Source organism: Mycolicibacterium chlorophenolicum, from assembly GCF_001044235.1.
In the GTDB taxonomy this organism is placed as follows: domain Bacteria; phylum Actinomycetota; class Actinomycetes; order Mycobacteriales; family Mycobacteriaceae; genus Mycobacterium; species Mycobacterium chlorophenolicum.
The window spans coordinates 164,247-182,760 of the sequence record NZ_JYNL01000030.1 but is presented as its reverse complement, the minus strand read 5'-3'; the positions used below and the strand labels follow the sequence as shown (position 1 = coordinate 182,760).

At 70.6% G+C, this 18,514-nt stretch carries 19 protein-coding genes; 4 read left to right on the top strand and 15 right to left on the bottom strand.

Annotated elements, in window-relative coordinates; translation table 11 throughout:
* Positions 1-4: 4 nt before the first annotated feature.
* From MCHLDSM_RS15635 to MCHLDSM_RS15625, 3 genes are all read right to left on the bottom strand, one after another.
* Positions 5-757, bottom strand: a complete 753-nt coding sequence (locus MCHLDSM_RS15635; RefSeq protein WP_048470916.1) for an ABC transporter ATP-binding protein — start codon at positions 755-757, stop codon at positions 5-7.
* Positions 754-1,488 (bottom strand): ABC transporter permease, encoded by a 735-nt coding sequence (locus MCHLDSM_RS15630; protein WP_082168920.1) that lies wholly within the window; start codon positions 1,486-1,488, stop codon positions 754-756. The genes MCHLDSM_RS15635 and MCHLDSM_RS15630 overlap by 4 nt, the downstream gene beginning before the upstream one ends.
* Positions 1,489-1,633: 145 nt before the next feature.
* Entirely contained in the window at positions 1,634-1,975 is a 342-nt protein-coding gene (locus MCHLDSM_RS15625) for a hypothetical protein (RefSeq protein WP_048470914.1), read from the bottom strand.
* A gap of 142 nt (positions 1,976-2,117) precedes the next feature.
* Between MCHLDSM_RS15625 and rbpA the strand changes: the two genes are divergently transcribed.
* Positions 2,118-2,453 carry an RNA polymerase-binding protein RbpA gene (gene rbpA, locus MCHLDSM_RS15620; protein WP_043409883.1) on the top strand — a complete coding sequence of 112 codons (336 nt, stop codon included), beginning with the start codon at positions 2,118-2,120 and terminating at the stop codon, positions 2,451-2,453.
* Here the strand turns inward: rbpA and MCHLDSM_RS15615 are convergent, their stop codons facing one another.
* From MCHLDSM_RS15615 to MCHLDSM_RS15585, 7 genes are all read right to left on the bottom strand, one after another.
* Positions 2,454-3,251, bottom strand: a complete 798-nt coding sequence (locus MCHLDSM_RS15615; protein ID WP_048470913.1) for a polyprenol monophosphomannose synthase — start codon at positions 3,249-3,251, stop codon at positions 2,454-2,456.
* Positions 3,248-4,942 (bottom strand): apolipoprotein N-acyltransferase, encoded by a 1,695-nt coding sequence (gene lnt / locus MCHLDSM_RS15610; RefSeq protein WP_048470912.1) that lies wholly within the window; start codon positions 4,940-4,942, stop codon positions 3,248-3,250. The genes MCHLDSM_RS15615 and lnt overlap by 4 nt, the downstream gene beginning before the upstream one ends.
* Entirely contained in the window at positions 4,935-6,473 is a 1,539-nt protein-coding gene (locus MCHLDSM_RS15605) for an amidohydrolase (RefSeq protein ID WP_048471139.1), read from the bottom strand. The genes lnt and MCHLDSM_RS15605 overlap by 8 nt, the downstream gene beginning before the upstream one ends.
* A gap of 44 nt (positions 6,474-6,517) precedes the next feature.
* Positions 6,518-7,018: an FxsA family protein gene (locus MCHLDSM_RS15600; protein ID WP_048470911.1), complete on the bottom strand. Its 501-nt coding sequence runs from the start codon at positions 7,016-7,018 to the stop codon at positions 6,518-6,520.
* Between the two features lie 33 nt (positions 7,019-7,051).
* Positions 7,052-7,447, bottom strand: a complete 396-nt coding sequence (locus tag MCHLDSM_RS15595) for a PPOX class F420-dependent oxidoreductase (RefSeq protein WP_048470910.1) — start codon at positions 7,445-7,447, stop codon at positions 7,052-7,054.
* Positions 7,448-7,449: 2 nt separating this feature from the next.
* A complete protein-coding gene (locus MCHLDSM_RS15590; RefSeq protein WP_048470909.1) occupies positions 7,450-7,833 on the bottom strand; it encodes a PPOX class F420-dependent oxidoreductase in 384 nt (127 codons plus the stop codon).
* Positions 7,834-8,011: 178 nt separating this feature from the next.
* Positions 8,012-9,243, bottom strand: a 1,232-nt coding sequence (locus MCHLDSM_RS15585) for an HNH endonuclease (protein WP_131722646.1), incomplete at its 3' end; no start/stop codon positions are given.
* 99 nt (positions 9,244-9,342) lie between these two features.
* Here MCHLDSM_RS15585 and MCHLDSM_RS40430 point away from each other — a divergent pair.
* Positions 9,343-9,816 (top strand): putative immunity protein, encoded by a 474-nt coding sequence (locus tag MCHLDSM_RS40430; RefSeq protein WP_407661911.1) that lies wholly within the window; start codon positions 9,343-9,345, stop codon positions 9,814-9,816.
* 12 nt (positions 9,817-9,828) lie between these two features.
* Here MCHLDSM_RS40430 and cobN read toward each other — a convergent pair whose 3' ends face one another.
* Complete coding sequence (gene cobN, locus MCHLDSM_RS15580; RefSeq protein ID WP_048471137.1) at positions 9,829-13,440, bottom strand: cobaltochelatase subunit CobN; 3,612 nt, start codon at positions 13,438-13,440, stop codon at positions 9,829-9,831.
* Between cobN and MCHLDSM_RS15575 the strand changes: the two genes are divergently transcribed.
* Positions 13,439-14,239 (top strand): helix-turn-helix domain-containing protein, encoded by an 801-nt coding sequence (locus tag MCHLDSM_RS15575; protein ID WP_053083000.1) that lies wholly within the window; start codon positions 13,439-13,441, stop codon positions 14,237-14,239. The two genes, cobN and MCHLDSM_RS15575, sit on opposite strands and share 2 nt — an antisense overlap.
* A gap of 19 nt (positions 14,240-14,258) precedes the next feature.
* Entirely contained in the window at positions 14,259-14,666 is a 408-nt protein-coding gene (locus MCHLDSM_RS15570; protein WP_048470908.1) for a VOC family protein, read from the top strand.
* A 233-nt stretch (positions 14,667-14,899) separates the two neighbouring features.
* Here MCHLDSM_RS15570 and MCHLDSM_RS15565 read toward each other — a convergent pair whose 3' ends face one another.
* From MCHLDSM_RS15565 to MCHLDSM_RS15550, 4 genes are read right to left on the bottom strand one after another with little or no spacing between them, the layout of a single operon-like run.
* On the bottom strand, positions 14,900-15,868 hold the full coding sequence (locus tag MCHLDSM_RS15565; RefSeq protein WP_048470907.1) for a glycine betaine ABC transporter substrate-binding protein: 969 nt from the start codon (positions 15,866-15,868) through the stop codon (positions 14,900-14,902).
* Positions 15,868-16,653 (bottom strand): ABC transporter permease, encoded by a 786-nt coding sequence (locus tag MCHLDSM_RS15560; protein WP_048470906.1) that lies wholly within the window; start codon positions 16,651-16,653, stop codon positions 15,868-15,870. Before MCHLDSM_RS15560 ends, MCHLDSM_RS15565 begins: the two co-directional genes overlap by 1 nt.
* A complete protein-coding gene (locus tag MCHLDSM_RS15555; RefSeq protein WP_048470905.1) occupies positions 16,650-17,825 on the bottom strand; it encodes an ABC transporter ATP-binding protein in 1,176 nt (391 codons plus the stop codon). Before MCHLDSM_RS15555 ends, MCHLDSM_RS15560 begins: the two co-directional genes overlap by 4 nt.
* Positions 17,822-18,478 (bottom strand): ABC transporter permease, encoded by a 657-nt coding sequence (locus MCHLDSM_RS15550; protein ID WP_048470904.1) that lies wholly within the window; start codon positions 18,476-18,478, stop codon positions 17,822-17,824. Before MCHLDSM_RS15550 ends, MCHLDSM_RS15555 begins: the two co-directional genes overlap by 4 nt.
* Positions 18,479-18,514: the final 36 nt, after the last annotated feature.

Below are 18,514 nucleotides of genomic sequence, written 5' to 3'. Positions count from 1 at the left end.
ATGGTCAGGACTGCACGCCGAGCGTGTCGAGCAGCTCGGCGCGGTAGCGGTCGGTGTGCCCCTCGCCCGGCGGGAGCCGGGGGTCGGGGATCTCGAGGGTGTGCACGATCTGCCCGTCGTCGAGCACGAGCACCCGGTCGGCGAGGGCGACCGCCTCGTCGACGTCGTGGGTCACCAACAGCACACCGAAGCCGTGTTCGCGCCAGAGGTCGAGCAGCAGGGACCGCATCGAGAGCCGGGTCAGCGCGTCCAGCGCACCGAACGGTTCGTCGAGGAGCAGCAGTTCGGGTTCGGCCACCAGGGCGCGGGCGAGCGAAACACGTTGCGCCTGACCACCGGACAGCGTCGCCGGCCACGCGTCGGCGCGATCGGCCAGGCCCACGTCGGCGAGGGCCTTCTCGGCCCGGGACAGTGCGTCGGCCTTCCCCAGCCGGGTGCGGGTCAACCCGTGGGCGACGTTGGTGCGCACGTCGCGCCACGGGAACAGCCGGGGTTCCTGAAAGGCGACCGCCGGCGCGCCGGCGAACACGCGCTCCCCGGTGTGGTCGGTCGACAGCCCGGCGAGCACCCGCAGCACGGTCGACTTTCCCGACCCGCTGCGCCCGATCAGCGCGACGATCTCGCCGCGCCCGATGCGCACCGAGAGATCGGTCAGCACATGGTGGGCGCCGTACCACTTGTCGACCCCGCGCAGTTCGCCGGCGCTGTCGGCGCGGGGACCGGTCACGGAGGTGGACGCGTCGGAGGTGAGGGTCATGCGCGATACCTCGATGCCCGCTTCTCGAGCCCGCGGACCACGGCGTCGGTGCCGATGCCCAGCAGCGCGTAGATGATCAGACCGAAGATGATGATGTCGATCCGCAGGAAGTCGCGGGCGTTCATGATGAGGAAGCCGATTCCCTTGTCCGCGTTGATCTGTTCGGCCACGATCAGCGTGAGCCACGCGATCGCCAGGGACTGCCGCAGCCCGACGAGGACCTGCGGCGCGGCACTGGGCACGATGATCGTGCGTAGCTTCTGCCAGAACGAGAAGCCGAGCACCTGCGCGGTCTCGAACAATTTGGGGTCGACCTGGCGGATCGCCGAGAAGGTGTTGAGGTAGAGCGGGAAGCTGACCCCGAGAGCGACGAGCAGTACCTTGGGCAGTTCCCCGATGCCGAACCACACGATGAACAGCGGGATCAGGCCGAGGTGCGGCAGCGCGCGCACCATCTGCATGGGCGGATCGATGGTGACCTCGAACCACTTCGACAGGCCGACCGCGACGCCGAGCGCGACGCCGACCAGGCCGCCGAGCACCAGGCCCTCGACGACCCGGACACCCGACACCGCAAGGGCATCCGCGAGCTGACCGGTTCTGATCAGCTCGACCCCGGCCTCCGCGATCAGCGACGGTGCGGGCAGCACGTCCTGCGGGATGAGGCCCACCGCGCTGCCGATCTGCCACAGCGCCAGCAGCACGAACGGGGAGGCCAGCCGGATGAGCATCCACCTGCGCTGAGCCCGTGGGCGCGGGGCGGTGGGTGCCAGCGGCACGGCCAGATCGGCGGGACTGGTCACGGTGAGGCGACGCTACGCGCGGCTCCTGCAGCGTTGAAGCGTTTGATTCTGCGTGAGAAAAAGCAGGAGGAGCTCAGCGCCAGCCGTCGGCGGCGCGCGCGGCCCGCATCACCGCGTCACACAGCTCGCGCAGCTCGCCGGGTCCGGCGCCCTCCTCGATCGCGATGGCCATGTCCTCGGCCGCGCACCGGACCTGGTAGACGCGGTCGGACAGCTCGGAGGCCTCCTCGGCGCTGAGCACCACGGCGTCCTCGGCGACCGCGGTGCCCTTGACCAGCGCGCGCTGCTCGTAGGCACGCTGCCGGCACGACTGCCGGCAGTACTGGCGCCGCCGGCCCAGCCCCGCATCGGCGACTTCCCGGCCGCACCAGCGGCAGCTCTGGGGGCGGTTCCGGGTGGCGCCGCGGGAGGTCATCTGGCCAGGAGAGGCTGTCACGGCCCGACTCTAAACCGGCCGATCCTCCGATCCCGGTATCATCAGGGGCCGAGTCGGGAACTCTGCGTGGCACACCTGCGTTGTTAATCCCGGACCACATGCGCTTACAGAGGAGTTGACGATGGCTGATCGTGTCTTGAGGGGCAGCCGCCTCGGAGCCGTGAGCTACGAGACCGACCGCAATCACGACTTGGCGCCGCGGCAGGTCGCCCGCTACCGCACCGACAACGGCGAGGAGTTCGACGTCCCGTTCGCCGACGACGCCGAGATCCCCGGCACCTGGCTGTGCCGCAACGGCATGGAGGGCACCCTGATCGAGGGTGACGTTCCGGAGCCCAAGAAGGTCAAGCCCCCGCGCACCCACTGGGACATGCTGCTGGAGCGGCGTTCGGTGGAGGAACTCGAGGAACTGCTCAAGGAGCGTCTCGAGATCATCAAGACCCGCCGCCGCGGGTAGTCAGCGGGCGGTGCCGCGGGCCCGGTCCAGCCGGGCGCGCAACCCCCACTGGGCGACCTTGAGGATCGCCTCTCGGATCGTCGAGCCGTCCATCTTCGACACGCCGTGCTCGCGCTCGGTGAACGTGATGGGGACCTCGATGACGGTGAACCCGGCGTTGATCGAGCGCCAGGTCAGATCGACCTGGAAGCCGTAACCCTTGGAATCCACCGCCGCGAGGTCGATCTTCTCGAGCACCTCGCGTCGGTAGGCGCGGTAGCCCGCGGTGATGTCGTGGATGTCGACGCCCAGCAGGATCCGTGAGTATCCGTTGGCGGTCCGGGACAGCACGAGGCGCCGGCGCGGCCAGTTGCGCACCTCACCGCCATCGACGTAGCGCGAGCCGATCACCAGGTCCGCGCCGGCGTCGATGGCGTCGAGCAGCCGGTGCAGCTGCTCGGGGGCGTGGCTGCCGTCGGCGTCCATCTCCACCAGCACCGTGTACTGGCGGCTCAGGCCCCACGCGAACCCGGCCAGGTAGGCCGCACCGAGACCGTCCTTGGAGCTGCGGTGCATGACGTGCACCCGGTCGGGATCGGCCAGCGCGAGCTCATCGGCCAGCCGGCCGGTGCCGTCGGGGCTGCCGTCGTCGACGATCAGCACGTGCACCGCGGGCGCCGCGTCGTTCACCCGGCCCACGATCTTGAGGAGGTTGTCCCGCTCGTTGTACGTCGGGATGATCACCAGTGTCCGTGCGCTGGGCTTTTCCGTGGCTTCTCGGCCGGCTTCCTGGCCGCCGGGGCCACCGGGGACGCTCATGGGGCTCCTTTGCCGTTGTCGGTCGTCGATCGCCGACCCCTGTTTCTTGCTCGCACGAAGAGACCATTGTGCAGCATGGCCGAAGCGATCCCCGCAAGACCGATGCCGATCAGCAGCGCCTCGACGTAGGGACCGAACCGCGTCGCGGGGGTCAGTGCGGTCCGCAGCCGGATCTGTTGATCGAGGTAGGCCGGTTCGAAGAACGCGGTCCGCGCCAGCTCGCGGCCGTCCGGGGAGATCACCGCGCTGATGCCGACGGTGCCCGCGACGACGACGTAGCGGTCGTGTTCGACGGCGCGGAGCCGGGCGAAGTCCAGCTGCTGCTCGCTCATCGCCTCGTCGAAGGTCGCGTTGTTGCTCGGCACCGCCAGCACCTGGGCACCGCTGCGCACCGCTTCACGGGCCGCCCGGTCGAAGATCACCTCCCAGCACGTCGTCACGCCGATGGGCACCCCGGCCGCCCGCACGACGCCGTCGCCCTGGCCGGGCACGAAGTACCCGGCCCGCTCGGCGTAGGGCGAGAGCTTGCTGAAGAAGCTGCGCCACGGCAGGTACTCGCCGAACGGCTGGATGATCTGCTTGTCGTGCCGATCGGCCGGGCCTGTGTCGGGGTTCCAGACGATCACCGAGTTGTTCGACACGGGGTTCTCGCGGCTGTAGCCCGGGGCGGCCAGCACTCCGCCCACCAGGATCGGCGCGCGGATCGCCGCCGCGGCCGTGGAGATCTCCTGGCCGGCGTCGGCGTTGGCCAGCGGATCGATGTCCGACGAGTTCTCCGGCCAGATCACGAACATCGGTTGGGGTGCTCGGCCGGCCCGCACGTCGTCGGCCAGCCGCAGCGTCTCGCGGACATGGTTGTCCAGCACCGCGCGGCGCTGGGCGTTGAACTCCAGGCCCAGGCGGGGAACGTTGCCCTGCACGGCCGCGACCGTGACGGGCGGTTCGTCGCCGGCGCCGGCGCCGGACTTCCGCACGTGCGGCCACGCCAGCGCGGCGGTCAGCAGGACCAGGCTGATGCAGAGCCCGGGCAGCACGACGGCCGGCGGCGCCGCGGCGCGGGCCGCGGCATCGCTGCGCCACCAGCGGATCACCTCGAGCGTCAGCGCCGCCGCGCTGAACCCGAACAGGACGGTCGCGAACGACACCAATGGGGCGCCGCCGAAGTAGGCCAGCGGCAGTGCGGGGCCGCGCGTCTGCGAATAGCCGACGACGCCCCACGGGAAGCCGCCGAAAGGCACCGTCGATTTCAGCCATTCCTGCGCCGACCACAGCCCGGCGAACCACAGCGGCCAGCCCGGCGCGCGGCGGACGAGGACCGCGGCGAGCCCGAACAGCGCCGGGAACAGCGCCTCGACCAGGCTGAGCGCGAGCCACGGCACCGCGCCGACCAGGCCGCTGATCCAGGGCAGCAGCGGGACGTAGAACGCCGCGCCGAACAGCAGCCCGTACCCGAACCCGCCGGCCGCGGTCGTCGACGGCCGGGTGAGCAGCCAGCCCAGCGCCGCGAACGCCAGGATCGCGGTGAACCACCACCCGAAGGGCGGGAAGCTCGCGCACAACGCCAACCCGGCGACGATGGCAACGCTGAGCTGGGGCAACCGGTCGACGACGGCCTGGCCGAACCGGCGCAGCCGCGACCGGCCTTCCGCGACGGCGTCGTCCGCCTCGCGGGCCTGCTGGGCCTCAGCCATGGAGGACCGCGCCCCGGTGCACGGTCTGGCGGCACCGCGGCAGTGGGCCGTCCAGCCGCGGCAGCAGCGGCACCCGGGACCGCGGATCGGTCGACCAGCGCTGCACCGCGTCGGCGGGCGCGCTGACGTCGAACGCGTCGGCCTCCCAGACCGCGTACGACGCCGGCGCTCCGGGCACGAGCGTGCCCGTCACCCCGTCCCGGACCCCGCCGGCCCGCCAGGCGCCGCGGGTGGCCGCCGCGAACGCGGCACGCGCCGACACGGCGCTGCCGGAGGTGTGATGCGTGGTCGCCGCCCGGACGGCGGCCCAGGGATCCATGTCGGTCACCGGTGCGTCGGAACCGAAGGCGAGTGGCACGCCTTGGGATGCTAACAGCGCGAAATCGTTCATCCTGGCCGCTCTCGACGCACCGAGACGCTGGGCGTACATGCCGTCCGCGCCGCCCCAGACGGCGTCGAAGGCGGGTTGCATGCTCGCGATCACGCCCCAGCCGCCGAGCTTGGCCGCCTGCTCGGCGGTGACCATCTCGAGATGCTCGAGGCGGTGTCCGCAGCGCGCGACCGCGACACTGCCGACGCGATCGACGACCGCGTCCAGTGCGGTCACCACCGCGGACGCCGCCGCGTCGCCGATGACGTGGAAGCCCGCCGTCACGCCGGCCTCGGTGCAGGCCGCCAGGTGGGCGGTGATCATGTCGACGTCGAGGTAGGTGTTGCCGGTCGGCGCCGGGCAGTCGGAGGGGGCGTCGGCGTAGGGCTCGCGCAGCCACGCCGTGCGGGAACCGAGCGCGCCGTCGACGAACAGGTCCCCCGCCAGCCCGCGGGCACCGGTCTCGGCGATCAGCTCGCGGGCCTGCTGTGCGGTGCTGACCTGCTGCCCCCAGTAGCCGACGACCTCGACGCCGTGCTGCAGGTCGCGAAGCTCGCGCCAGTCGTCCAGGCCGCCGATGTCGGGTCCGGCGCACTCGTGCACCGCGACGATGCCGCGCGCCGCGGCGGTGTCCAGGGCGGCTCGGCGTGCATCGGTGCGCTGCGCAGCGGTGAGGTGCTCGCGGGCGATCCGGCGGACCCGGTGATGGTCGTCGGCGGTCAGCGGTGCGTCGCTGTGCACACCGGCGGCGTGCTGCAGCGCGGTCGATGCGAGCGCCGAGTGCACGTCGATCCGGGCCAGGTAGGCCATCCGCCCTGCACCGACCGCCGCGTCGACGTCGGCGGTGCTCGGCGGCTCGGTCTCCGGCCAGCCCGATTCGTCCCATCCGTGCCCCCACAGCACCCCGTCGGGGTGGGCGCGGGCGTACGCCGCGAGCAGATCGAGGCAGTGCCGGCGCGACGTGGCGTGGCGCAGATCGAGGCCGGTCAGGGTCAGGCCGGTGGCGGTGACGTGGACGTGGCTGTCGACGAACGCGGGTGCGACGAAGCAGCCGTCGAGGTCGGTGACCTCGGCGTCGGGGAACTGCGCACGGCCGACGTCGTCGCTGCCCAGCCATGCCACCACGCCGTCGCGCACCGCGATCGCGGTGGCATCGGGCATGGCGGGGCTGTGGATGCGGCCGCCCAGCAGAAGACGGGTGGCGCTCACTCCGGCAGGCGGCGCGGTTCGGCGTTCGGCCGCTCGGCCGCGGCATCCACCACGTCGATGACCTCACCGTCGATGTAGTCGGTGCGCCCGGGACGGGTGGCGTAGCGGCCTGCGGCGCCGCCCACGGTGCTGACCCCGATGATCAGCGGGGCGCGGCGCGCGGCCATCGCGGTGACGACAGGACGCGCGACGGCGCGGGTCGGGGGCAGGAGCAGCAGCGCGCCGAGGACGGAGGTGGCCAGGCCGGGGATCACGACGAGCACCGTACCGAGCGCGACGAGCGCACTGTCGGTCACGGCGCCGGCCGCGTCGGTGGCGGTCAGCCCGCCGCGCAGACGCCGGATGTGGCGACGCACCTGTGAGCCGGCCAGCGCGAGCCCGACCAGGAACGTGGCCGCGAACAGCAGCATGGTCCAGCCGAAGCCGATCGTGGAGGCCAACGCCACCACAACCGCCAGCTCGACCACCACATAGAGTGCGAACAGCCTCATCGCCATGCTGTGCCAACGATCGGGGCGGGCACCGGGTTCCTAGCCGTCGGCGGGCGGGGCGGTCACCTCGATCGCGGCGTGCACTTTGTCGATGCCGCCGCGCACGATCGCCTGCGGGATGAAGTACCAGGCGTGGTTCCAGTAGCGCCGGATGATCAGGTCGAACACCCGCCGCGTCTCGGTTTTCGGCAGCATCCGGGCCACCGCCTCGACGGGTTCGCCCTTGACCTTGCCGAGCACACCGCACTTCTGGATCGTGACTCGCGGGGTGTTGTTGATCCGCTTGGTCTTCCACGACCCGTCGTCGGTGATGATGAGCAGCTTGTCGCCGTCGGGGACACCCCACACCGGGGTGGGCTTGGGCTTGCCGTCCTTGGTGAACGTCGTCAGCAGCAGGTACTTCTCGCGGTAGACGTCGGGGAAGGTGGGGGCCATGCTCAGCCGGCCGCCGTCAGCTCGATCGTGACGTTCTTGTCCATGCCGCCGCGCAGCTTGGAGAAGAAGTTGAATGCCTTGCCGAGCAGGCCGTACCGCTTGCCGAGCGCGTCGTAGGTCGCGCCGTTGACGGATTTGTCCAGGATGCGGGCGGTCGCCTCGACCGCCTCGCCCTTCGGCTTTCCGGCGCGGTCACACGGCGCGATCGTCACCCGCGACGTGTTGCGAATCCGCTTGACCTTCCACGACTTCTCCTGGGTGATGGCGATCAACCGGTCCCCTACCGGCGCCGCCCAGATCGCGGTCGGCTTCGGCCGGCCGTCCTTGGTGAACGTGGTGAGAAGGATGTACTCGGACTTGGCGACCTCGGCGAACGTCACGGGCATGGCAACAATGTAGCCGCGCCGGTTCCGCGCCGCGTCACGCGGCGTGGTGGGTGAGGAGGACGCTGAGCGTGGCCTCGATCACGCTGTGTCGTCGGGTGGGTCCGGGTAGTGGTGGTGCGGTGGAGTGGTAGGTGGCGCCGGTGGGGGTTCGGTAGGTGGCGGTGTGCCGGCCGTTGCNACGCTGTGTCGTCGGGTGGGTCCGGGTAGTGGTGGTGCGGTGGAGTGGTAGGTGGCGCCGGTGGGGGTTCGGTAGGTGGCGGTGTGCCGGCCGTTGCTGTCGTGAGTTCGGACGGTCCAGCCGGGGGCTTCTTTGGCCAGGTTGCACTGCTGGCAGGCGCCCAACCCGTTGCACCCGCTGGTCTTCCCACCCCGGCGGTGGGGGGTGGCGTGGTCGTGGTGGCGGATCGGGGCGTTGCAATAGGGCGTGCGACAGGTCTGATCGCGCAGCCCGATGAACGCCGCCAACCCCTTCGGGAACAGTCGTGCTTTGGATTCCATCTGCACCAGTTGCCCACTGGAGGGATGCCGGTAGAGCCGCCGCAGCGTGGCTTTGGCGTCCTCATCGGCGACCGCATCGGACACGAGGTCGCGCACGACGACCGCCGGGACCGGGCCATACCCGTCGACCCAGCCCGGGCTGTCGTCCTCCCCGAACAGGGTGGTGTCGGCCAGCACCAGATTCAACGCGACCGGCGATGGGGTGTCGGCCGGGCGGGCGGTGACCCGCTCGTAGAGGGTGTCGGTCATGACCTGCCCGCGCGGGCGCCCATCGCCGCCGGTGGTGTCGGCTTCCCGTTTGAGGGTGGCGTAGACCCCGATGCCCTGCGACAGCGGCATCAGCGCGGTCAGATACACCATCCCGTTGGGGGCGCACCGGGTCCACACCCCCGCACTCTGCGCGGCCCGGTTCTTCCGCTCGACCACCGCGGCGGCATCCAGGCGGGCGGCGATCGCCGCGGCGGCGCCTTCGATCCGCGCATTCCCCAACCCATTCAGCGCCTGCTGATCGGCGCACAGTTCAGCATCGAGTGTCCGCCGGTCTTCCAGGGTGAGGCAGGCGGACTGTTTGACGATCAGGGTGGCCCGGTACTCGGTGAGCACCCCCGCCTCCAGGGCGGCCAGGGTGTACGGCATCTCGTCTACCAGCGCATTCGCAAAACCCAGATGCTGGTTACCGCACACCGGGGCGTCGAGCCGGGCCAGCGCGATCTCCGAGGCCAACCCCCGCCCCCGCTTGCGCGCCGGCACCCCGGCCTCCTCCTCGGCCGCGCGCCGCTGCGCCGCCCACAACGCGGTCGCCCGGGCCTGCGCCGCCGCCGCGGCAGCCTTCAGGCGTTCACAGCGCGTCACGAGGTCGCGCAGCTCGGCCTCGGAGGCCGTCGCATCGATATCGAACTGGTGTTCGAACATGACTCGAGACTACAACGCCATACCGACAACTGCCTTGGGTGTACAGGTGGACGGCCGGACCCACCGACCGAAACGCTCGCAGCGTGAGAGCATCACGGGGTGACCGACCCCGTAAGGGGCACGAACCCCGATCCACTCACACACAAGGCGCTCGCCCGCTGGGCGGCTGCGTGCGCGGAGCGAACGCTTCCGATCTTCGAGAACGCTCGCCCAGGTGATGTTCGGCCGCGCACGGCCATCGACACCCTGCACGCCTGGATCAAGGACGACGTTCCCATGACCGCATGTCGCAGCGCAGCGTTCGCCGCGCATGCCGCTGCACGAGATGCCGAACAAGCCGGAGCACCCGCAGCCGTAGCCGCGGCACGAGCAACCGGCCAAGCAGCAGCGGTGGCACACACGGCCAACCACGCCCGGCACGTCGCAACATACGCAGCGAAAGCCGTCGGTCTGCAGACCTCCGACGAGCAGAGCATGCAGGTCGAACGCGACTGGCAGTGGGGCAGTCTCAGCCCGAGAGTCCGCCCGCACGCATTCCCGGCAAGCCGAGACGAACGGCTTGACTCCGGCTAGGAACCAACAAGCTCAGCCTTCGAGGTCGCCCTCAGTCTCCAGCAGTACCTGCCGCAGCCCGTCGAGCGTCGCCTGCTCCGGCGCCGCCCACATCCCGCGTCCCGCTGCCTCGAGCAGTCGCTCTGCCATACCGTGCAGCGCCCACGGATTGGACTCCGACATGAACTTGCGGTTCTCGTCGTCGAGCACATAGCTCGCCGAGAGCTGCTCGTACATCCAGTCGGCCATCACACCGGCGGTGGCGTCGTAGCCGAAGAGGTAGTCGACCGTCGCGGCCATCTCGAAGGCGCCCTTGTAGCCGTGCCGGCGCATCGCGGTCATCCAGCGCGGGTTGACCACGCGGGCGCGAAACACCCTCGTGGTCTCCTCCGACAGCGTGCGGGTGCGCACCGCGTCAGGACGGGTGTTGTCGCCGATGTAGGCCGCCGGCGCCGTCCCGGTCAGCGCGCGCACGGTGGCCACCATGCCGCCGTGGTACTGGAAGTAGTCGTCGGAGTCGGCGATGTCGTGTTCGCGGGTGTCGGTGTTCTTGGCGGCCACCGCGATCCGCCGGTAGGCACGGTTCATGTCGTCGGTGGCCGGCGCGCCGTCCAGACCGCGGCCGTAGGCGAACCCGCCCCACGCCGTGTACACCGCGGCGAGATCGGCGTCGTCACGCCAGTTGCGGCTGTCGATCAGCTGCAGCAGACCCGCACCGTAGGTGCCCGGTTTGGAGCCGAAAATCCTTGTCGTCGAACGTCTCTGATCGCCGTGCTCGGCCAGGTCCACCTGGGCGTGCGCGCGCACGAGGTTGTCCTCGGCGGGCTCGTCCAGACCGGCGACCAGCTGCACCGCGTCGTCGAGCATCGCGACCACGTGCGGGAACGCGTCGCGGAAGAAGCCCGAGATCCGCACGGTGACATCGATCCGGGGCCGGCCGAGTTCGACCAGCGGGATCGGTTCGAGATCGACGACGCGCCGCGACGCGTCGTCCCAGATCGGCCGCACCCCGAGCAGCGCCAGCACCTCGGCGATGTCGTCCCCGGCGGTGCGCATCGCCGAGGTGCCCCACACCGACAGGCCCACCGACTCCGGCCATCGCCCGTGATCGGTCCGGTACCGCTCCAACAGCGAATCCGCCATCGCCACACCGGTTTCCCACGCCAGCCGCGACGGCACCGCCTTGGGATCGACCGAGTAGAAATTGCGACCGGTGGGCAACACGTTCACCAGCCCGCGCAGCGGCGACCCCGACGGTCCGGACGGAATGAAGTGACCGTCGAGCGCCCGCAGCACCTGATCGATCTCCGCGGAGGTCTGCCTCAGCCGCGGCACCACCTCGGTCGCCGCGAAGCGCAGGATCGCCGCGACGTCGTCGTTGTCGGTCAGCGAGTCGACCACGCCCGCGTCCCAGCCGCTGTCCTGCAGTGCGGCAACGAGTTCACGCGCCCGTGCCTCCGCCTCGTCGACGGCCGACCGCTCGTCGTGGCCGTCCTCGGCGAGGCCGAGCGCCTGCCGCAGTCCGGGCACCGTCTGTTCACCACCGAAGAGCTGGCGCGCCCGTAGGATCGCCAGCACCAGGTCGAGTTCGCTGTCGCCCGTGGGTCGTTGGCCGAGAATGTGCAGGCCGTCGCGGATCTGTACGTCCTTGATCTCGCACAGCCATCCGTCGACGTGCAGCAGCATGTCGTCGAACGAATCCTCGTCGGGCCGGTCCTCCAGACCGAGGTCGTGGTCCATCTTGGCCGCCCGCATCAGCGTCCAGATCTGCTGGCGGATCGCCGGCAGCTTGCCCGGATCCAGCGCCGAGATGTTGGCGTGCTCGTCGAGAAGCTGTTCCAGACGGGCGATGTCGCCGTAGGTCTCGGCGCGGGCCATCGGCGGGATCAGGTGGTCGACCAGCGTCGCGTGCGCGCGGCGCTTGGCCTGGGTGCCCTCCCCCGGATCGTTGACCAGGAACGGGTAGACGAGCGGCAGATCACCCAGCGCGGCGTCGGTGCCGCACGACGACGACATCCCCAGCGTCTTGCCCGGCAGCCATTCGAGGTTGCCGTGCTTACCGAGGTGCACGAGGACGTCAGCCCGGAAACTGTTGCCGAAGGCGCCGTCCAGCCAGCGGTACGCCGCGAGATAGTGGTGGCTGGGCGGCAGGTCGGGGTCGTGGTAGATGGCGACCGGGTTCTCGCCGAACCCGCGGGGCGGCTGCACCACGATCACGACGTTTCCGGATTGCATAGCGGCGATGACGATCTCGCCCTCCGGATCGCGGCTGCGGTCGACGAACAGCTCACCCGGCGGCGGCCCCCAGTGCTCGACCACCGCGTCGGCGAGCTCGGCGGGCAGGGTGGCGAACCACGCGCGATAGTCCTTGGCGGACACCCGGATCGGGTTGCCGGCCAGTTGTGTCTCGGTCAGCCAGTCCGGATCCTGGCCACCGCGTTCGATGAGCGCGTGGATCAGCGCGTCCCCGTCGCGGGCGTCCAGGCCCGGGACGTCGCCGACGTCGTAGCCGGCGTCGCGCATGGCCTCCAGCAGCGCGATCGCGCTGGCCGGGGTGTCGAGGCCCACCGCGTTGCCGATGCGGGCGTGCTTGGTCGGATACGCGGAGAACACCAGGCCGACCCGTTTGTCGGCAGGCGCGACAGAGCGCAACCGCGCGTGCCGCACGGCCAGCCCGGCCACCCGTGCGCAGCGCTCGGGATCGGCGACGTAGGTGATCAGGCCTTCGTCGTCGATCTCCTTGAAGGAGAACGGGACCGTGATGATCCTGCCGTCGAACTCCGGCACCGCGACCTGGGTCGCGACGTCGAGCGGCGACATCCCGTCGTCGTTCGCGTCCCACTGGCTGCGCGATGACGTCAGGCACAACCCCTGCAGGATCGGAACATCAAGGGCCGCAAGGTGAGCCACGTTCCAGGCATCGTCGGTACCGCCCGCGCCCACCGCCGCCGGTGTCGCGCCGCCGGCGGCCAGCACCGTGGTGACCATCGCATCGGCGGTGCCGAGCAGTTCGATCAGCGCGGCCTCGGGCGTGCGCAGCGACGCGCAGAACACCGGAAGTGCCACGCCCCCGGCCTTTTCGATGGCGTCGCACAGCGCCTCGACGTAGGCGGTGTTGCCCGCCAGGTGCTGGGCCCGGTAGTACAGCACCGCGACGACAGGCCCGTCGGTGCGGCCGGCGGGGCGTTCGAGGACTCCCCACGCCGGCGCGCTCTTCGGTTCGGCGAACCCGAATCCGGTCATCAGCAGCGTGTCCGACAGGAACGCGTGCAGGTTCGCGAGGTTCTCCACGCCGCCCTGGGCGAGGTAGACGTGGGTCTGCAACGCGACACCGCCGGGTGTGGTCGACCGGTTCATCAGATCGGCGTCGGGCGCCTGCTCCCCGCTCACCACCACGACGGGCACTCCGCTGGCGACCACCGCGTCGATGCCGTCCTCCCAGGCGCGGTAGCCGCCGAGGATGCGGACCACGACGACGTCGGCGCCGGCCAGCAGCTCCTCGAGCTCACCGGCCACGAGCCGCGACGGGTTGGCCCACCGATACCCTGCCCCGCTGGCACGGGCGGTGATCAGGTCGGTGTCGGAGGTGGACAGCAGCAGAACGGTCGTCACCCCCCATTCGTACCGGACTACGGTGATGTTCATGACCTCGGGCGTCGCCGTCGGCACCCCGGACCCGTCGCTGCGCAGCGTGGTGCTGCGCTACGAGGGGTTCACCACACAGGGCGCCGGGCCGGTCGTCTTCCGCGAAACGGCGTGCACGTTCGTCCCCGTGATCATCGATCTCGACGCGGGATGGACGGTCGCGCACCGGGATCACGTCGGCCCTCCGCTGCGGCTGCGGTCGTTCGTCGCAGGCCTCACCGACGCCCCGGTGCTCGTCGGACACGCCGGCTCCGCGCGCTGCCTGCAGATCGACCTGACTCCCCTGGGCGCCCGACGCATCCTGGGGCTTCCCCTGTCGGAGCTGGCCAACCAGACGGTGCCGTTCGAGGCCGTACTCGGCCGCACCGGCATGACGCTGGTGCAACGCATCGGCGAGGCGCCGTGCTGGCGGGACCGCTTCGCCCTGGTCGACCAGCTGCTGCTGCGCCGTCTCTGCGACGCGCCCGACGTCGACCGGGGCGTGGCCTGGTCGCTGGCGCGCATCACGGCAACCGGGGGCCGCACGTCCATCGGCGCGCTCGCCGCTGAACTGGGCTGGAGCCATCGCAGGCTGATCGGCCGGTACCGCGACGCGGTCGGCCTGCCGCCCAAGACGGTCGCACGGATCGTGCGTTTCGAGCGGGCCCTGGAGCGCCTGCGGTGCGGCGCCGAACTGTCCACCGTCGCGGCGGACTGCGGTTACTTCGACCAGGCGCACCTGTGCCGTGAGGTCCGCGACCTCGCCGGTGTCACACCCGGCGAACTGCGGGTCAATTCCGTCCAAGACCCGGCCGGCTGAGGTTCCTACCGTCGAGGCCATGACAACACCGCAGACTGTGGCCGGCGTCGTGCCGGTCGTGCCGTTCACCGAGCCGCGCAAGGCCCTCGAGTGGCTGGCGAGCGCGTTCGGCGCCGTCCCGACGCTGGTGGTCCCGCCCGACCCCGATCAACCGCTGCGCCACGCCGAGGTGCGGATCGGCACCGGCGTGGTGATGGTCGACGACGCCGAGCGCGGCGGCGTCTTCGCCCTACCGGGCCCCGTGCTCGTGTACGTCGTCGTCGACACCGCGGCCGACGTCGACGCCCTGCACGATCGGGCGGCCACCGCGGGCGCCGAGATCGTGCAGCCAGTCAGCGATCAGGACTACGGCTCCCACGAGTTCGCCGCGCGCGATCCACACGGCAACATCTGGAGCTTCGGCACGTACCGGCCGTCCCTGGGCTGACGCGGATCAGCCGTGCCAGCGGCCGTACCAGGTCTGCCGGTAGGGCGGGCCTGCGACGACCGCGAGCCCGATGATGACTGCTCCGAAAGCGATGAGTGCGAACATCGTTGTTCCTTTCCCGTGACCCCGTTGACGACGGGATCCACTAGGCGGACGGTACCGCCGGTACCGGGTTCACAGCGGCGAAGGTGCGGCACGGAACGAACCCTGCCGGAATGTGACAACGGTCACACTCAGCCGGCGGTGACGAAGCCCCGGGACACCATCCAGTCGCGGGCGACGACGCTCGGATCCCGGCCCTCGACGTCGACCTGCTTGTTGAGCTCGATGATCACGTCGTTGGTCAGCGCCGCGGTCACGGGCGCGGTGACCTCGGCGATCTCGGGGTGCGCGTCGAAGAACTCGCGCTTCATCGTGACCGACGGGTTGTAGTGCGCGAAGAACTGCTTGTCGTCGGTCAGCACCCTGAGGTCGAGGGCGGCGATCCGGCCGTCGGTGGTGAACACCTCACCGAAGTCGCACTGGGTGCCGTCGGCGGTGGCCTGATAGATGATGCCGACCTGCAGGATCGGGGTGTCGGCCCGCGCGGGATCGAACCCGTAGGCCGCCGCCATCCCGGGGAAGCCGTCCTGCCGGGCGCGGAACTCGGTGTCGACGCACGTGCGGGCCGCCGCGGGATCCCGCATGACCAGTGCGGCGTAGTCCGACAGGGTGCGCACCCCGGTCCGCTCGACGGTGCGCTTGCTGGCGGCCAGCGCGTACGTGTCGTCCATCGGTCCGGGCTCCAGCCAGACCATGCCGTTGCGCGCGAGGTCCTCGTCGCGCACCGCCTCGTACTGCTTGCGGGTGTCGGGGATCGGCTTCTCGTGACCGAGATAGTTGATCCACGCGTTCCCGGTGAACTCGTAGGCCACGTCGACCTGCCCGGAGAGCTGGGCGCCGCGGGTGCTGCGGGATCCGACGATGCCGGTGAGGTCACGCACGTCGGCACCCGCGGCCGCCAGCGTGTACTCCAGGATGTAGCCGAGGATGACCTGCTCGGTGTACTCCTTGGAGCCGACGGTGATCTTCACGCCCTCCAACCCCGGGGTGGGTCGGATCGATCCGGGGCCGACCTGCAGCGGCACCGCGCTGCCCGAGCCGAGCCCGCAGCCGGCCACGATGAGCATCACCGCCGAGAGCAGCGCCGTCGCCAAGGGCATCAGCGCAGCCCCTTCGGCCCGACGTAGAACTCGGCGAGCCCGCCCAGCCAGTCCACCAGCAGCGCCAGGCACACCGCGAGCACACTGCCCAGCACCAGGGTGACGTTGTCCTGCAACTTGTATCCGGTGTCGATCAGGATGCCCAGACCGCCGGCGTTGACCAGGAAGGACAACGTCGCCGTGCCTACGGCCAGCACCAGCGAGGTGCGCAGCCCGGCGTGGATGAACGGCACCGCCAGTGGCAGTTCGACACGCGCCAGCAGTGCGGCGCGCGACATGCCCTGTCCCAGACCGGCGTCGAGCAACGCGCGGTCCACCTGGCTGATGCCGAGGATGGTGCTCGACAGCACGGGCAGCAGTGAGTACAGCGCGATCGGCAGCACCCCGATCCAGAACCCGGTCCGGCCGGTGAACAGGAACAGCAGCACCAGCAGGCCGATCGCGGGTGCGGCCTGCCCGACGTTGGCGATACCGATGAACAACGGCCGCAGCGCTTTCGCGCCCGGGCGGGTGACGACCACCCCGAGCGGCACGCCGATCAGCACCACGATCGCCGTCACCGCCACGGTGATGAGCAGGTGCTGCCAGATCAGTGTCGCCACGTTGCCCGGGTTGATGTTCTCCCGCTGAGTGGCGGTCAGGTCGCGGTCGAACGCCCAGAAGACCACGGCGGCACCGACGATCAGCACCAGTACCGGCTGGATGAGCAACCGCAACCGCTCGGCCGCGGTGGTGGCCGGCGCGCCCGAGGTCGTGGTGGCGCCGGCGTCGGTGACGGTGCTCACGACGGGCCGTCCCCGGCGCCGTCGGCCTCGGTGCGCAACCGGGTGATGGTGTCGATGAGCGTGTCGAGGGTGACCACCCCTTCGTAGCGACCTGCGGGGCCGGTCACGACGGCCGAGGCGTGCTGCTCGGCGAGGATCGCCTCCAGGGCGTCCTCGAGGGTGGACTGGGTGCTGACGACGTCGAGGCGCTCGACGGCGTCGGCGAGGGAGGCGGCGTGGCGCAGGCGGTTCTCGCGAACCCAGCTGACCGGCCGCTCGCGGTCGTCGAGAACCACCGCCCAGTCGCAGTCACTGCCGGCGATGGTGGCGCGCACCTGCTCCACGCTGTCGCCGCGATGCACCGACGGACGTGATTCCAGCGCAACATCTTTCACCCGCAGCAGGCCGAGCTGACGCAGCGACGCGCCGGAGCCGACGAAGCCGGCGACGGTGTCGTCGGCGGGGCTGGCGAGGATGCTCTGCGGGGTGTCGTACTGCAGCACCTTCGACTGCTGACCGAGTACGGCGATGCGATCGCCGAGCTTGACGGCCTCACCGAAATCGTGGGTGACGAACACGATGGTCTTGCGCAATTCGCCTTGCAGTCGCAGCAATTCGTCCTGCAGCGTGCTGCGGGTGATCGGGTCGACGGCGCCGAACGGTTCGTCCATCAGCAGCACCGGCGGGTCGGCGGCCAGTGCCCGCGCGACCCCGACGCGCTGCTGCTGGCCGCCGGAGAGCTGGCGGGGGTAGCGGTCGGCGTACTGCGCCGGCTCGAGCCCCACCAGGTCGAGGAGTTCGTCCACTCGGTCGTCCACCCGCGCGCGTTTCCAGTTCAGCAGCCCCGGCACCAGACCCACGTTCTGCCGGATCGTCATGTGCGGGAACAGTCCCGCCTGCTGGATCGCGTAGCCGATGGAGCGTCGCAGCTCCGTGGGCTTGATCGACAGCGCGTCCTCGTCGCCGATCAGGATGCGGCCGGAGGTGGGCTCGCTGAGCCGGTTGATCATCCGCATCGTCGTGGTCTTCCCGCACCCCGACGGGCCGACGAACACCACGATCTCGCCGGCGGGGATGTCGAGCGAGACGTCGTCGACGGCGGGCTGCTGGGCGCCCGGGTAGACCTTCGACACGTGGTCGAGCTCGATGCGGACCCCGGTCGGGTCGGTCTGGGAGTCGATCTGGGTTGTCACCGAATGCCTTTCGATGTGGTGAGCCGTCCGATCAGCACGAGCACGGCGTCGAGGACCAGCGCCAGGATCACGATGAGCAGCGTGCCGGTCAGCGCCATCGGAAGGGCGGTGGGGCTGCCGACCCGGGCCAGGCCGGCGAAGATCAGGTTGCCCAGTCCGGGACCCTTCACGTAGGCCGCGATCGCGAGCACACCCATCGACATCTGGGTGGACAGCCGCATCGCCGACAGGATCGCGGGCCACACCAGCCGCAGCTCCACCCGGGTCAGCGTGGTCAGCCGGCTCATGCCGATGCCGCGGGCGGCGTCGGTCAGCGCGGGGTCGACGCCGTTCAGCCCGACGATCGTGTTCCGGATGATCGGCAGCAGCGAGTAGAGCACCAGCGCGGCCACGCTCGGGATCACCCCGAGGCCGAACAACGGGATGAGCAGGCCCAGCAGAGCGAACGCCGGGACGGTCAGGATCACACTCGACGTCGCGGTCGCGAGGTTCGCCGCGACCGAGTTCCGGTAGGTCAGCACCCCGATCGCCACGCCGACCATCGTGGCGATCAGGACACTCTGCACCACCGCGCTGACGTGCTGATACGAGTCGAAAACCAGCTGAGGGTAGTGGGTGCTGACGTAGCTCCACAGCGAGTTGCTCGAGGTCACCGCTGCAGCCCCACAGGTCCCTCGACTTTCCCCGCC

Bases quoted from the DNA above. Each gene is read 5' to 3' on its own strand.
- MCHLDSM_RS15635 (WP_048470916.1), bottom strand. From the start codon at position 757: ATGACCCTCACCTCCGACGCGTCCACCTCCGTGACCGGTCCCCGCGCC.
- MCHLDSM_RS15630 (WP_082168920.1), bottom strand. From the start codon at position 1,488: ATGCTCATCCGGCTGGCCTCCCCGTTCGTGCTGCTGGCGCTGTGGCAG.
- MCHLDSM_RS15625 (WP_048470914.1), bottom strand. From the start codon at position 1,975: ATGACCTCCCGCGGCGCCACCCGGAACCGCCCCCAGAGCTGCCGCTGG.
- rbpA (WP_043409883.1), top strand. From the start codon at position 2,118: ATGGCTGATCGTGTCTTGAGGGGCAGCCGCCTCGGAGCCGTGAGCTAC.
- MCHLDSM_RS15615 (WP_048470913.1), bottom strand. From the start codon at position 3,251: ATGAGCGTCCCCGGTGGCCCCGGCGGCCAGGAAGCCGGCCGAGAAGCC.
- lnt (WP_048470912.1), bottom strand. From the start codon at position 4,942: ATGGCTGAGGCCCAGCAGGCCCGCGAGGCGGACGACGCCGTCGCGGAA.
- MCHLDSM_RS15605 (WP_048471139.1), bottom strand. From the start codon at position 6,473: ATGCCCGATGCCACCGCGATCGCGGTGCGCGACGGCGTGGTGGCATGG.
- MCHLDSM_RS15600 (WP_048470911.1), bottom strand. From the start codon at position 7,018: ATGGCGATGAGGCTGTTCGCACTCTATGTGGTGGTCGAGCTGGCGGTT.
- MCHLDSM_RS15595 (WP_048470910.1), bottom strand. From the start codon at position 7,447: ATGGCCCCCACCTTCCCCGACGTCTACCGCGAGAAGTACCTGCTGCTG.
- MCHLDSM_RS15590 (WP_048470909.1), bottom strand. From the start codon at position 7,833: ATGCCCGTGACGTTCGCCGAGGTCGCCAAGTCCGAGTACATCCTTCTC.
- MCHLDSM_RS15575 (WP_053083000.1), top strand. From the start codon at position 13,439: ATGACCTCGGGCGTCGCCGTCGGCACCCCGGACCCGTCGCTGCGCAGC.
- cobN (WP_048471137.1), bottom strand. From the start codon at position 13,440: ATGAACATCACCGTAGTCCGGTACGAATGGGGGGTGACGACCGTTCTG.
- MCHLDSM_RS15570 (WP_048470908.1), top strand. From the start codon at position 14,259: ATGACAACACCGCAGACTGTGGCCGGCGTCGTGCCGGTCGTGCCGTTC.
- MCHLDSM_RS15565 (WP_048470907.1), bottom strand. From the start codon at position 15,868: ATGCCCTTGGCGACGGCGCTGCTCTCGGCGGTGATGCTCATCGTGGCC.